Source organism: Chryseobacterium sp. Leaf405 (assembly GCF_001425355.1).
Classification (GTDB): Bacteria; Bacteroidota; Bacteroidia; order Flavobacteriales; family Weeksellaceae; genus Chryseobacterium.
Window position 1 is genome coordinate 405,658 of the sequence record NZ_LMQN01000001.1, and the last position, 14,197, is coordinate 419,854.

Below are 14,197 nucleotides of genomic sequence, written 5' to 3' on the forward strand. Positions count from 1 at the left end.
TTAAGATTTATTTAAATGACTCACAAAATACATCTCCATTGCGCCTTTACCTTTGGTTTCGATTTTACCTCGAAATTCAAAATTAAAATCATCTTTTACTAATTGATACGTCGATTCAGAAATATTTATTTTTCCTTTTTCGCTTTTCTGCTCCATTCTTGCAGCCGTATTTACCGTGTCTCCCCAAATGTCGTAAGCGAATTTTTTCACTCCGACAATTCCTGCAATCAAAGAACCTGAGTTAATTCCTATTCTGATATCTAAAACATCCGGATGGGTCTTTTTTCGTTCTTCGATAAAATCAATAATATCCAAAGCTACCAAAATCGTCTGATGCGCATGATTTTTATTTTTAATTGGCAATCCACAAACCGCTAAATAGGCATCTCCGATGGTTTTAATTTTCTCTAAACCATGTTTTTCCATGATTAAATCGAAAGCGGTGAAGCATTCGTTGAGTTCAACCAACATTTTTTCAGCCCCCATTTTCTCGGAACTTTGCGTAAAATTAACAAAATCAGTGAATAAGACAGTAACCTCATCGTAATACTTGGCTTCTGAACTTCCATTTTCCTTTAATTCTTCAGCAACTTCATACGGTAGTATGTTTAATAATAAATTTTCGGTTTTCTGTTTTTCTTTTTGAAGTTCAAAAGTTCGCTCATCCACCTGTTTTTCAAGCAAATCATTCTGATCCTGGAGAATCTGCTGTTTTTCCTGTTCCTGTTTTAAATTAACATCAGAAAGTCGGTTTACTTCGTCAAGTTGTTTTACCAAACTTAAATTGGTGAATGCAAACTGCCATCCCAGATAAGCAGAAATTGAAATCGGGAAACTAATGAGAATAAATATGAAGACATATCCTAAGAAATCATCTCCGAAAAGTTCACTTATATCAATGGTATTCAGTTTATTTAAAAACATAAAAATGATGACCATCACAATAAAAAGAAAGAATACCAAAACTCCCCCTCCAACAATGAAAGCCGATTTCTCTCTCCTGATCATCGCTCTGATGATTAAATAAAAAGATTCGAAAGCAACAAAAAAGATGTAAAAAAATGCAAAACTTGCTGCAGTTGTTGCACTCAAATAATACAGCATAACGATAAAGGCAGAAATAATCAACAGTACTTTCAGCCTTTTCTTTGTTCTTCCAAATAATGTATTGACAAAACCTGTAAGCGAAGTGCCAAATAACATCACTGCGAGAAATGAAAAGAAGGTATAAGAGTCAAGATCTAAAGGATTTCTCATTTCAGAAAAAAGCAATGTTAGATAGCTCATCAAAGAAATCGAAATATTGTACGTAGAGAAATATAGATTATAAATCGCTTTTCTATAAAAAAGAAACAACAGTAAATGAATAAATCCTAATGCGCCAAATATCCCGCAAATCAGCATGGTATAGAAATTAAAATCCTTCCATAACACTACTTTATCTTTAATAAATTTGTGAGCAGAAACAAGCTCTACACTTATTGCTACAGTACTTATAGTCACTGTCTTTTTTTTATTCCCAACAATCGGCAAAAAACGTATCGCCAAAACATTTACATTCGTTTTGTTTAGAGAAAACAACGCCGGAATTTTATTTTTAATCTTAAACTCTTTCGATTTTATATTTCCAATGCTTTCTATTTTTTTACCGTTCAGATAAATTTCTGAAGCGCCAAGCTGACTGATATTCAAACACAAAGGTTGATTCAGCAATGTAGAATCTATTTTGAAATAATAGCGAACCCAATAAATCTGATCTTTTTTAGAAACATTTTTAGAACTCAATTTGATAGGATTCCATGAGTACACTTTTTTAGAATTAAAATTGACATGTTTCCATGAAGAATCATCGAATTGCGGCAAGGCAAAAGCAGGATTGTCCCCAACAAAAAATTTACTGCCTTCATCGATTTTTGCCCCTGTTTTAATTTCTTTTTCAGTAAAAACTCTGGGTTTTTCAAAAGAATTTTGTGCAAAACAAAAAATTTGCAATAGGAATGATGTAGATAGTAGAAATTTAAAGAGTAGATTTTTTTTCACATTGATAAAATTAAATTTCATTTACAAAATACATTTCCATTGCCCCTTTACCTTTGGTCTCGATTTTTCCCCGGTATTCAAAAGTAAAGTCATTTTCCACTAATTTATGAGTCGCTTCGGAAATATTAAGTTTTCCCAAAGCACTGTTTTGCTCCATTCTTGCAGCCGTATTTACCGTGTCACCCCAAATATCGTAAGCGAATTTTTTTACACCGACAATTCCCGCAATCACAGATCCTGAATGAATTCCGATTCTGATATCGAGTGCATCCGGGTTCTCCTTTTTGCGTTGTTGAATATAAGAAAGAATTTCCAAACCTGAATTCACCGCATTTTTTGCGTGCTGATCATTGGAAACCGGTAATCCACTCACCGCCAAATAAGCATCACCAATGGTTTTTATCTTTTCTAAATTATATTTCTCCATGATTCTGTCGAATTCTGTAAAGCAAATATTCAGCTCATTCAAAACTTCCTGAACACCTATTCTCTCGGAGTTTGCTGTAAAATTGACAAAATCTGTAAACAAAACCGAAACTTCATCAAAATGTTTTGCGCTGGTTTTGCCTTTTTCTTTTAATTCTTCGGCAACTTCATAGGGAAGAATATTGAGTAATAAATCGTCTGATTTTTTTTTTTCTTCGGCTATTTTTTTGTTGTCCTTTCTTTTTTGGTTGTACGAGTATCCTGCAAAACCCAATAAAAGAAGCGACAAACCAGCTCCGAAAGCCCACCTGTTTTTCTGGGTTTTAGAACTTTCTAAATCAGCTTTGGCAATGGCATCCTTTTTCTCCTGATTGATTTTGGCAATACTTTTTTCCTGATCGTATTTTAATGCAACGGCTTTTTGCTCTTCATTAAATTTTATCTGAATCTCTTTTCTTTTTAAATCTTCCTCAAGCGCAAGCCTTTTCCGTTCTTCTTCAGTTTTTGCAGCTGCCTGTTTTTTTTCGTATTCAAAACGAAGTGCTTTTAATTCTATTTCTTTCTGAAGCTGAATTCTTTTGGTTTCTTCCTCTAATTTTATTCTTGCTCTTTCGTTGGCTATTTCAGTTTTTGATTGTATCTCGGAAAGATTTCTCATGTTATCCAAACTGTACGTTTCTTCCTTCTTATCTTTTGCCTTTTTCAGATAAAACAGAGACTTTTTATAATCTCCCAATTTTTCATAGGCTTCCTGAAGAATCTCGTAATTTTGAATAAAAACTTCAGCAGATACCACTGTTTTTAAATTCAGAAAATATTCTAAATTTTCAGATTGTTTATTTGTAAGTTTCTGAAGTTCCTGTACTTTTGCAACGTCTTGATTAAAATCGACATCATCAATCAGAGTTTTTAAATCAATCAATCCTTTTTGGTGTGTAAAGTAGCGATACATTGGATCTTGCTCTTTGCTCAATTTCAAAGCTTTATTAATGTAGATCAGAGCATTTGTATAATCTTTCTGTTTATAATTTATATCAGAAAAATAGTAATAAACGAGCTTCAAATTATCATTCGATTGATTGTTTTCAAAGTAATTTTTGGCATCATTTAAGAAAGGCTTTGCTTGTTCATATTGCTTGGTTTCAGAGTAGATATTGCCTATCAACATTTTAGAAGTCGCAACTTGTTGTTCGTTTTTATTTTTCTTTCCAATTTCAAGTGCTTTCTGATAGTAATCTAATGATTTTTTGAAATCTTTATTTGAAAGGTAAAAGGTTCCTGCGAAAAAATACGCATCATGTAAATAATCTGGGAAATTACTTTTTGTAAACTCAATGTATGTATTCAGAGATTTGTAGCCATCAACAGCGTTATCTTGTAAAAAGTTATTTTGAAACAACCTTTGATATGCTGCCAAAACTACTTTTTTATCTTTAATTTTCTTTTGATTATTAAGATTTAAGATTTGATTGCAATAATCATTGGCAACTTCATTTTTCTTATTGATTGAATTTACCGTAGCTAGTAAAAAATAGGCCCAGGCTCTTTTATCATAATTTTCAGTTCTATTAAGATATTTTTCTCCCTCAATTAAATATTTCTCGCTATTTACAAGATCCAATTTTTCCAGAAACAAACCACCAATAAACAGATTAGATCTTCCAACCTGTTCAGTATCGTTTAATCTTTCATAAATGGGTAAGCCCAATTTAGAATAAGCGATTGCACTATCAGCTATCTTATTTTCTACGTATAAATTTCCGAGATCAACATAGATTTTGGCCTTTTCTCTGTCGCTTTTTGCTAAAGACAATTTTCTTTTCAGTTCTAGAATACCTACAGATTCCTGCGCTTTAAAAACTGTATTCCCATAAAAAAGAAAACAGATTATAATAAAAGATGTAGTTTTATTTTTCAATAGGATGGTTATATCGTTTATTTACAAAAATAAAAAAATCATTCTATTAAACTAACAGAATGATTCATTTGATATAGAAAACATTATTATTTAAGAGATTCCAAAGCAGCGCTGTAATTTGGCTCGTCTGCAATTTCTGAAACCTGTTCTGTATAAACAACTTTATTATCAGCGTCTGTTACAATCACCGCACGGCTCAATAATCCTTTCATTGGAGAATCTGTAATTGTCACTTCATATTCATCACCAAAAGTTCCTCTAAAATCTGAAAGTGTTTCAACATTACTCAATCCTTCTGCTGCACAAAATCTTCCCAATGCAAAAGGTAAATCTTTAGAAACATTGATTACTACAGTATTTTCCAGTGCAGAAGCTTCTTCATTAAACTTTCTTGCAGACGATGCGCAAGTCGGTGTATCGATACTTGGGAAAATATTGAAAACCTTTTTCTTTCCTTCAAAGCTTTCCAACGTCTTTACATTTAACCCGGAATCCACCAATGCAAAATCTTTGACTGTTGTTCCTACTGAAGGTAAAGTTCCTATTGTATGTACTTCGTTTCCTTTTAAAGTGATTGTCGTTGACATATATTTATTTTTAAATGTTTTTCAAATTTAATCAAATTGATACGTTTTTTCAATCAGCCAAAGGTTAAATTAATCTTAAAGTGGAAAATCTTATTTCGGATTAGTCTTAAAAATTTAATTTTTAACTAAATTTGTGAGTCTTAAAAAATCAAATAATAAATTACACTATAATGTCAGACAAATCAAAAATCTATTACACCCTTACGGATGAGGCTCCAATGTTGGCAACACACTCGTTTTTACCGATTGTAAAAGCGTTTACAAAGTCAGCAAACATTGAAATTGCTGTTCCGGATATTTCTTTAGCAGGTAGAATTTTAGCCAACTTCCCTGAGTTTTTGACTGATAATCAAAAAATAGGCGATGCTTTGGCAGAATTGGGTCAATTGGCGACTCAGCCTGATGCAAACATTATCAAATTACCAAATATTTCGGCTTCTGCCCCTCAGTTAGATGCTGCAATCGCTGAATTACAAGGAAAAGGATTTGCGGTTCCTAATTATCCTGCAGAACCAAAAAATGACGAGGAAAAAGCAATCAAAGCTAAATATGCTAAAGTTCTAGGAAGTGCGGTAAACCCTGTATTGAGAGAAGGAAATTCTGACAGACGTGCTCCAAAAGCTGTAAAAAACTATGCAAAAGCAAACCCTCACAGAATGGGAAATTGGGCTTCTGACAGTAAAACAGACGTTGCTCACATGAACAGTGGAGATTTCTACGGTACAGAAACTTCAACTACTCTTGAAAATGCTACAAAATATAAAATCATTTTCAAAGGAAATGATGGTGCAGAAACTTTATTAAAAGATTTCGCTGGTCTTCAGGCTGGAGAAGTGATCGATTCTTCTGTAATGAATTTAAATTCCTTGAAATCTTTTGTTCAGGAAGCCATTGAAGAAGCTAAAAACAGAAACGTACTTCTTTCTGCTCACCTTAAGGCTACGATGATGAAGATTTCTGATCCAATCGTATTCGGAGCTATTGTTGAAACTTTCTTCAAAGATGTTTTCACTAAATATGCTGAAACTTTTAAATCTTTAGATGTAAATCCAAACAACGGTTTGGCTGACCTTTTCGATAAAATTAAAGGAAACGCTCAGGAAGCTGATATTAAAGCTGATATTGAAAAGGCTTTGGCAAACGGACCAAGAGTGGCAATGGTAAATTCTGACAAAGGAATTACGAATTTCCACGTTCCTTCTGATATTATCGTTGATGCTTCTATGGCTGCTTTGGTAAGAGGCGGAGGAAAAATGTGGAACAAAGACGGAAATGAAGAAGATACTGTTTGTATTATTCCAGACCGTTCTTATGCAGGTTTCTATCAGTCAGTTATTGATGATATGAAAGCACATGGAAAATTAGATCCTACAACAATGGGTTCTGTTCCGAACGTAGGTTTGATGGCTCAAAAAGCTGAAGAATACGGTTCTCACGACAAAACTTTCCAGGCTTCTGCTGAAGGAACAGTTGAAGTTCAGGACGAAAACGGAAACGTTCTTCTTTCTCAAAAAGTTGAAAAAGGTGATATTTTCAGAATGTGTCAGACGAAAGATGCTCCGATTCAGGACTGGGTAAAATTAGCGGTAAACAGAGCAAGATTATCTGATACTCCTGCTATTTTCTGGTTAGATAAAGGAAGAGCGCACGACAGAGAAATGATCAAAAAAGTTGAGAAATATTTAGCTGATCACGATACAAACGGTCTTGACATTAAAATTCTTGACGTAAAAGATGCAATGACGGAAACGCTACAAAGAGCAAGAGAAGGAAAAGATACAATTTCTGTTTCAGGAAACGTATTGAGAGATTATTTAACAGATCTTTTCCCAATTCTTGAACTTGGAACTTCCGCTAAAATGCTTTCTATCGTTCCATTGATGAACGGTGGCGGTTTGTTCGAAACAGGTGCTGGGGGTTCTGCTCCAAAACACGTTGAACAATTCTTGGAAGAAGGATATCTAAGATGGGATTCTTTAGGTGAATTCTTGGCTTTACAGGCTTCTTTAGAGCATTTGGCACAAACTCAAAACAATACAAAATCTCAGGTTTTAGCGGATGCATTGGATGAAGCAAATGCTAAATTCTTAGCGACAGATAAATCTCCGGCAAGAAAAGTTGGAGAAATTGATAACAGGGGTTCTCACTTCTATTTAGCGATGTATTGGGCTGAAGCGTTGGCAAACCAAACTGCTGATGCTGAATTGGCTAAACAATTTGCTCCGGTTGCACAAGCAATGCAGGAAAATGAAGAAGTAATCAATTCAGAATTAATCGGTGCTCAGGGAAAACCTCAGGATATCGAAGGATATTACAAAACTGATAAGTATAAAACTTATTCAGCGATGAGACCAAGTACTGTTTTAAATGAAATTATTGACGGGATATAATTTTCGGATTTAATATAAATGAAAAGCTCCTTTTTTTAAGGAGCTTTTTTTGTAGTTATTTCTTCTATTTAAAGTAAAAACCAAACATCTTCGTCTTTAATAAAACAACAATCAACTTTTCAGACTTATGTTAAAAAATAACTCCTCTCATTACTGAGAGGAGTTACTGTTTTATTTTAATGTTAAAATTAAGGTTTAATTGTTAAGCATGGGCTTTTCGTAATTTAATCATGCTTAAAATAAATAATCCTAAAATTCCCAATACAAAATATCCTTCCGCAACCTGCAATTGAATTTGAGGTTTGATGACCGCTGCAATTCCGTAACTAATTGCTGATGTGATGATAAACGCAACTCCTCCTGTTAATCCACCAGCAATTCCGGCAGAATTTGGAAACCTTCCGATACAGTACGAGAAGTAATTATTAAAAATAAATCCGGCAGTAACATGAATCATAAATGCAAAAGCTACCAGACTGTAAATATTATTTGAAAAATAGGACGCAAAAAACATCAAAACGATTAAAAATATTTGGATAAAGTTAGCATAGCGAATTTTAGGCAAAAATGCTTTATTGATTAATGCTTTTCCTAAAAACCCTCCTGTCATCCAGGCAAATCCAAGAATTAAAGAAACGTACCCTGCAACCACTTCAGAATACCCCATTTTATGTTCAATAATGAAAGATCCGCACAAATTGAAGAACATAATCATCGAATAGCTCAATCCGCACATTATCATTCCGTAGAAAAAATCTTTTGCCTTAAACATAGAATTATATTCTTTCAATAAAAATTCTATATTAAAAGGATTTCTTTTTTTCAATGTTTCACCGGAAAATATAAACTCCAATAATAAAAGCAATAAACTATAACCTGCCAAGACATAAAAATTCGACTGCCATCCGAAAATTTTCTGTAAATATCCTCCAATAAACGGTGCAACGATAGGGCCCACCGACCAGACAATCGTCATAATACTCAGATAGTGCTTTCGTTCGTCTCCTTCATAAACGTCCACAAAAAATGCCCGCTTCGAAACGACTGCAAATCCCGATAAAACTCCTTGCAATACACGCATTGCATAAATTACAAAAAGATTTTGAGTCGTTGCCGTAATTAAAAAAGATACTACAAACAACGCTAAAGAAACCATTGAAACCTTATACCTTCCAAAAGAATCAACGATGCTTCCTGCAAAAAACTGGGTTAATCCGTAACTGATTAAAAATATAGATAAAGTAAGCTGAATATTGCTTTCCGGTTGGTGCAATTCAGTTGCCATACTCGGCATGGAAGGAAGATAGATATCCGTTGCAAGACCTGACATGGGAATTACTGCAAACGCTAAGAGCGTAGCAATAAATTTATTTTTTTCTTTGAGTGTAACCATTGTTGTGATTAAAAATTTTCATGAGAAATTTAAATTCCCGAAAATAAATTCAGGAATTTAAATGGTGTAATTTTGTTTAGTTGTTTACTAATTTCATAGAACCTTCGCTGTATCTTTCACCGACATTCGGATATTTTTTTAATATTGAATCGATGGTTTCTAAATCTGATGGAGAAAGTTCAATATTAGTAGCTGCAATATTTTCTTCTAAGTATTTGATGCGTTTTGTTCCGGGAATCGGGATAATGTCTTCCCCTTGACTGAGGACCCAAGCCAATGCAAGCTGTGTTCCCTTGACACCTTTAGACAAAGCAAAATCATTGATTTCTTTTGCTAAATTTCTGTTATTTTCAAGATATTCTTCCTGATAACGCGGAAGCGATTTTCTGAAATCTTCATTATCAAAATTCTGAACATCATTAATATTTGAAAAAAGTCCTCTAGCTAACGGAGAATATGGAACTAAACTAATTCCCAGTTCTCTTATCGTAGGCAAAATTTCCTTTTCAACATCTTTTGTCAATAAAGAATATTCTGACTGTAAAGCAGCAATTGGATGAATTTTATTCGCTTTTTTAATCGATTCTGCGGAAGCCTCTGACAATCCTAAATATCTCACTTTTCCGGCTTTTACCAAATCTGCCATGGCTCCGACCGTTTCTTCAACGGGAATATTCGGATCTACTCTATGAGCATAATACAAATCGATTTCATCAATTTGTAATCTTTGAAGACTTAAATCAACTGCTTTTTTAATCCATTCCGGTGAACCGTCGAAGTAGGTTCCAGGCGCACCACTGTGACTTGCTTTTCCGTCTTTAAACCTGAATCCGAATTTTGTCGCAATAAAAATCTTATCCCGATTCGGAACGAGAACTTTTGAAATTAATTTTTCATTTTCTCCATTCGCATACATATCGGCGGTATCCAAGAAGTTTACGCCTAAATCCAAAGCTTTGTGCAATGTACTGATACTTTCCTGCTCGTCTGTAGGTCCGTACGCAAAACTCATTCCCATACATCCTAAACCTATTGCAGATAACTGCTCTCCTGTGTTTCCTAATTTTCTAAATTTCATGATGATTTTGATTTAAAATTTATAGTACAAAATTATATCTGAAACCTGCTGATTGCAATATAGAATTCAAACGAAGAATTATAAAATTCAAACAACGGCATTTCGAACTGCATTGGGAGTAATTCCTGTTTGCTTTTTAAAATAATTGGTAAAATAGGCGGGTTCTTCGAAACCCAATCCGTATGCGATTTCAGAAACATTCCAATCTGTGTGTTTCAATAAAGCATTGGCTTCCTGAATGATTCTTGATGTAATTTGCTGACTGGTAGTTCTTCCAGTAATTTCTTTTACAGAACGGTTTAACGAATTCACATGAATCGATAAATTTTCAGCATAATCAACCGGACTTTTTAGTCTTAAAAACTGTTCCGGACTATCGATAGGAAACTGTCTTTCCAGCAGTTCCATAAATAAAGAAGCAACTCTTTGCGAAGCATTTTGATAATGTTCAAAATTTTCTACGGGACGCATTTTCATCGTTTCATGAATTAAAAGATGAAGATAAGCCCGCAGCATATCATATTTATGCAAATAATCTGACTGAATTTCGGTCATCATTTTAATGAAAATATCTGCTACAGTTTTTTCCTGTTCTGAATCAATAAAGAAGATGGGAGTTCCACCAACTTTGAAAAGCGGTGATTCCTGCAGTGTTCCCAAACGGTTTCCATCATATAAAAAATGATCTGTAAAAAGGCAGAAAAATCCTTTCTGATCTTCATCGTCAGCTTCCCATGAATACGGAATGGCAGGATTTGAAAACAACAAAGCGGGCTTATTGACGTGAATCCATTTATCTGCATAATGCAACTTTCCCTTTCCTATAATCAAGGATATTTTATAATAATCTCTTCTGCTGTAAGGCGTGATTGATGAACAATTTTCGCGTGAAAACACATTAAAATGCCCTACTCCAGGGGTTTTGATGCATTGCAAACCTCTATTTTGAGCATTACGCTCATAAAAACCTTTTATTGTCTCTCTGGATTCCATGGCTCAAAATTATAAAATTCAAACAAAATATCAGTGAGAAAATAATGATGATTGATAAAATAAAAAATAACTAGTTGTGACCTTAAAGCAATTCATATAAAAAATAATAACGAACAATTACGCTATATCAATAATATGCTCATATCATTATCGATATATCATAAAATAAAACTCCTTCAAAAATACAATTCAATGATAATCAACAAATTAATTAACTGGTATATTATTCGTCATTATCTTTTGGTCGACATAAACATTTAAAATAACTACTAAAACAAAAAAAATGAAAAGTTTTTTACAAAATAAAAAAGTACAAACAGCTTTTTTAAAAAAGATCATCCTAATTTTTTTACTGATAGTATCGGTAAGTAACTTGGTATATGCCCAAAACAAAGTAAAAAATATAGTATTGGTACACGGAGCTTTCGCTGACGGATCCGGTTGGGAAGGAGTTTACAAACTGTTAAAAAAGAAAGGATTCAACATCAGTATTGTAGCTAACCCCAATACCTCTTTTGCTGAAGATGTGGCAGCAACTAAAAGAACCATAGATCGTATGGACGGACCTATAATATTGGTCGGGCATTCTTATGGAGGTGCTATAATAACAGATGCCGGAAATTCGGAGAAGGTTGTAGGATTGGTTTACATCGCCGCTTTTGTACCTGACGAAGGTGAGACCTTGCTGGATCTGCTTCAGGCAGGACCTCCTGCAAAGAATTCCGGCATTGAACCACCATCAGCTGATGAATTTGTCTGGTATGGTAAAGCGAAATTTCATTCCGGCTTCTGTGCAGATTTAAGTAAGGAAAAAGCAGATTTTATGTATGATTCTCAAGTCCCCATTGCCGCTTCTGCTTTTCAGGAAAAAATGGGTAAAGCTGCCTGGAAAACAAAATCAAACTGGTACATTTTAGGTACTGATGATGAAACACTTCCCGCAGAAGGAGCAAGATTTATGGCAAAAAGAGCGAAATCTAAGCTGACTGAAATAAAATCCAGTCACGTAGTGTATGTTTCACATGCCAAAGAAGTAGCTGATATTATAGCATTAGCCGCTCAGGAAAAATCAAAATAATCTTTACTACAACTTCAACCTCATATTGTATATCTAAAGTTGAATATGTTCAATCGGAATATGGCATATTTTTAAAATATATTAAATAAACCAGAGATTTGTATCTCTGGTTTTTACAATCACTACCTATGAAGAAATTTCTATATACTTTCTTTTTACTATTCAATGCTCAAAAAAGTTACTATTTTAACATCTAAGATGGTACTAAATAGAGGAAACATTTTTTATTCCTAATTTTTTCATTTTTGAGTACAAGGTAGATGCGGGAATATTTAAAATCTCGGCTGCACCACCGGTTCCTGAAACTTTTCCTTTGCATGTTTTTAGAATATAATTAATATAATCCCTTTCGTTTTCGTGGATTGTTTTAATTGAAAATTCCTGTGTTTTTCCATGTCCGGAATTGGATGCAGCATCAGGAAGTAATATATCATTCAGTGTATTGCCATCCATCATCAGAATGCTTCTTTGGATCACGTGTTCAAGTTCACGGATATTTCCAGGCCATTCATAGCGCATCATTTGCATTATTGCGTTATCAGAAACTTTGGGAGTCTGTATACTGTTTGCCTTACTAAATGAATCGATAAAATGCGATGCCAAAAGACGAATATCTTCTCTACGCTCTTTAAGTGGTGGTACAGTAATGGGAAATACATGAAGCCTGTAGTACAAATCCAGTCTGAAACGACCTGCTGCCACTTCCTCCACAAGATTTCTGTTGGTTGCTGCTACAATACGAACGTCAACTTTCACAGGGAATCTCCCTCCTATTCTTTCAATTTCTTTTTCCTGCAGAACCCGTAATAATTTTACCTGAATATCCATTGGCATTTCACCGATTTCGTCCAAGAAAATCGTTCCTCCGTCTGCCGCTTCAAACTTACCGATACGCTTTTCAAGAGCTCCGGTAAATGCACCCTTCTCATGTCCGAAAAGAAGAGATTCTGCCAAATTATCAGGAATGGCTCCACAATTTATAATAACCAGCGGTTTGCTTTTCCTTTTTGAAAGATTATGTATACTTTGTGCCACCTTTTCTTTACCTGTACCACTTTCACCTAAAATTAAAACCGAAGTATCAGAGGGCGCTACCTTTTTTATACAATCATATACGGCAATCATTTTCTGACTGTTGCCAATCATGGAGGAAAACCCATCAGAATTATCCTGAGCGATAATTAGCAATTGTTTTTTAACCGAAATATTGGAAAGCTCTTTTTTCGTAATATGCATTGTTGATACAAACTTTGCCAGTTTTGTTTCAATTTTAATTAAAAGTTCCAGATGTTTTTTAGTATAAAAATCTGCATTTCTACTAAAAAAAGAAAAATTAAAAATCTTTCCTTCCTCAGTTCTTACGGGTATCGCCAAAAATGATTTGATCCCAAAAATTTCTACAACCAGTCTTATTCCAGCTGATTTTTGAAAAATTTCTCTAAAAGAATCATTCGAATAAATTTTAGGATATTCCTGTTTCGGAGACGTTGATTTTATTTCAGTAAGCTCATTTTTACTTTTTCCTGATAAACTGGCTATTTTATCAATGTCAATAATATCATAAGTCTCAAAGTTCTTTCTGTAAAGTCCCGTAGGATTATATTCATTCTGAATCTGCTCTACCTGCAGATAATCAAACGGAATATAAGTCTGTAAAACTTTTGCCAACTGGAGTAAAGCCTGCTCCCACTTTAAAGGGTGACGACATATTGCTTCAATATTTTCCTGAAGAATGCTTTGCTGCTGCAACTGCCATTCTATCCCGTGATTATGCCTATAACAGGCAATTTCTAAAGTCACCAATACATCCTGCTCTCGGAATGGCTTCACTATAAAACCATATGGATGCGTTTTTTTGGCTTCTTCTAGTATCGATTTGCTGGAATTTGCAGATAAATAGATAAATCCGATATAATTTTCACTTAATATTTTAGCCAAATCTATCCCCGTTTCCACACCTTTTAAAGAAATATCCAAAAAAACCAAATCTGGTTTGTCTTGTTCGATACATTGAAGTGCCTGACTTACCGAGCGAGCAATTCCGGTAACTTCATATTGGGCTTTTTCAAGTATAAGCTGTAGATCGTGTGCTTCAATAAACTGATCTTCAACAATTAGAATTTTCTTTTTTTTATCGGTAATATCGATTCGTGAGTCCATTTCAGAATATTTATGAAAGTCAGCCATAAATATATTACGGCTCATTAAATTTTAAGTTAAATAACAGTTTTTATTACTATTAATGATCTGTAAAATAGCAACTTCAAAATTATTTTCTCTTTTTTAGCAAATAT

Annotated in this window: 9 protein-coding genes; 2 read left to right on the forward strand and 7 right to left on the reverse strand. The window is 34.0% G+C overall.

Annotated features, from left to right (window positions below; all coding sequences use genetic code 11):
• From ASG22_RS01845 to tpx, 3 genes are all read right to left on the reverse strand, one after another.
• Positions 1-2,040, reverse strand: a complete 2,040-nt coding sequence (locus tag ASG22_RS01845) for an adenylate/guanylate cyclase domain-containing protein (protein ID WP_185113778.1) — start codon at positions 2,038-2,040, stop codon at positions 1-3.
• 10 nt (positions 2,041-2,050) lie between these two features.
• Positions 2,051-4,384: an adenylate/guanylate cyclase domain-containing protein gene (locus tag ASG22_RS01850; RefSeq protein ID WP_055979655.1), complete on the reverse strand. Its 2,334-nt coding sequence runs from the start codon at positions 4,382-4,384 to the stop codon at positions 2,051-2,053.
• Positions 4,385-4,470: 86 nt separating this feature from the next.
• Complete coding sequence (gene tpx / locus ASG22_RS01855) at positions 4,471-4,971, reverse strand: thiol peroxidase (RefSeq protein ID WP_055979657.1); 501 nt, start codon at positions 4,969-4,971, stop codon at positions 4,471-4,473.
• Between the two features lie 170 nt (positions 4,972-5,141).
• On the opposite strand from tpx, the gene ASG22_RS01860 reads away from it, so the two are divergent.
• The gene (locus ASG22_RS01860; RefSeq protein ID WP_055979659.1) at positions 5,142-7,361 is read left to right on the forward strand and encodes an NADP-dependent isocitrate dehydrogenase; all 2,220 of its coding nucleotides are present in this window, start codon (positions 5,142-5,144) and stop codon (positions 7,359-7,361) included.
• 202 nt (positions 7,362-7,563) lie between these two features.
• On the opposite strand, the gene ASG22_RS01865 is transcribed toward ASG22_RS01860, so the two are convergent.
• From ASG22_RS01865 to ASG22_RS01875, 3 genes are all read right to left on the reverse strand, one after another.
• Entirely contained in the window at positions 7,564-8,754 is a 1,191-nt protein-coding gene (locus tag ASG22_RS01865) for an MFS transporter (protein WP_055979662.1), read from the reverse strand.
• 76 nt (positions 8,755-8,830) lie between these two features.
• Entirely contained in the window at positions 8,831-9,832 is a 1,002-nt protein-coding gene (locus ASG22_RS01870) for an aldo/keto reductase (RefSeq protein WP_055979665.1), read from the reverse strand.
• An 87-nt stretch (positions 9,833-9,919) separates the two neighbouring features.
• On the reverse strand, positions 9,920-10,825 hold the full coding sequence (locus ASG22_RS01875) for a helix-turn-helix domain-containing protein (protein ID WP_055979668.1): 906 nt from the start codon (positions 10,823-10,825) through the stop codon (positions 9,920-9,922).
• A gap of 283 nt (positions 10,826-11,108) precedes the next feature.
• On the opposite strand from ASG22_RS01875, the gene ASG22_RS01880 reads away from it, so the two are divergent.
• Positions 11,109-11,903, forward strand: coding sequence for an alpha/beta hydrolase (locus tag ASG22_RS01880; RefSeq protein ID WP_055979672.1), 795 nt, complete (start codon positions 11,109-11,111; stop codon positions 11,901-11,903).
• A gap of 204 nt (positions 11,904-12,107) precedes the next feature.
• Here ASG22_RS01880 and ASG22_RS21280 read toward each other — a convergent pair whose 3' ends face one another.
• Positions 12,108-14,063: a sigma 54-interacting transcriptional regulator gene (locus ASG22_RS21280; RefSeq protein WP_055980251.1), complete on the reverse strand. Its 1,956-nt coding sequence runs from the start codon at positions 14,061-14,063 to the stop codon at positions 12,108-12,110.
• Positions 14,064-14,197: the final 134 nt, after the last annotated feature.

Excerpts from the sequence above, each read along its gene's own strand:
- tpx (WP_055979657.1), bottom strand. The coding sequence starts at position 4,971 with ATGTCAACGACAATCACTTTAAAAGGAAACGAAGTACATACAATAGGA.
- ASG22_RS01860 (WP_055979659.1), top strand. The coding sequence starts at position 5,142 with ATGTCAGACAAATCAAAAATCTATTACACCCTTACGGATGAGGCTCCA.
- ASG22_RS01865 (WP_055979662.1), bottom strand. The coding sequence starts at position 8,754 with ATGGTTACACTCAAAGAAAAAAATAAATTTATTGCTACGCTCTTAGCG.
- ASG22_RS01870 (WP_055979665.1), bottom strand. The coding sequence starts at position 9,832 with ATGAAATTTAGAAAATTAGGAAACACAGGAGAGCAGTTATCTGCAATA.
- ASG22_RS01875 (WP_055979668.1), bottom strand. The coding sequence starts at position 10,825 with ATGGAATCCAGAGAGACAATAAAAGGTTTTTATGAGCGTAATGCTCAA.
- ASG22_RS01880 (WP_055979672.1), top strand. The coding sequence starts at position 11,109 with ATGAAAAGTTTTTTACAAAATAAAAAAGTACAAACAGCTTTTTTAAAA.
- ASG22_RS21280 (WP_055980251.1), bottom strand. The coding sequence starts at position 14,063 with ATGGACTCACGAATCGATATTACCGATAAAAAAAAGAAAATTCTAATT.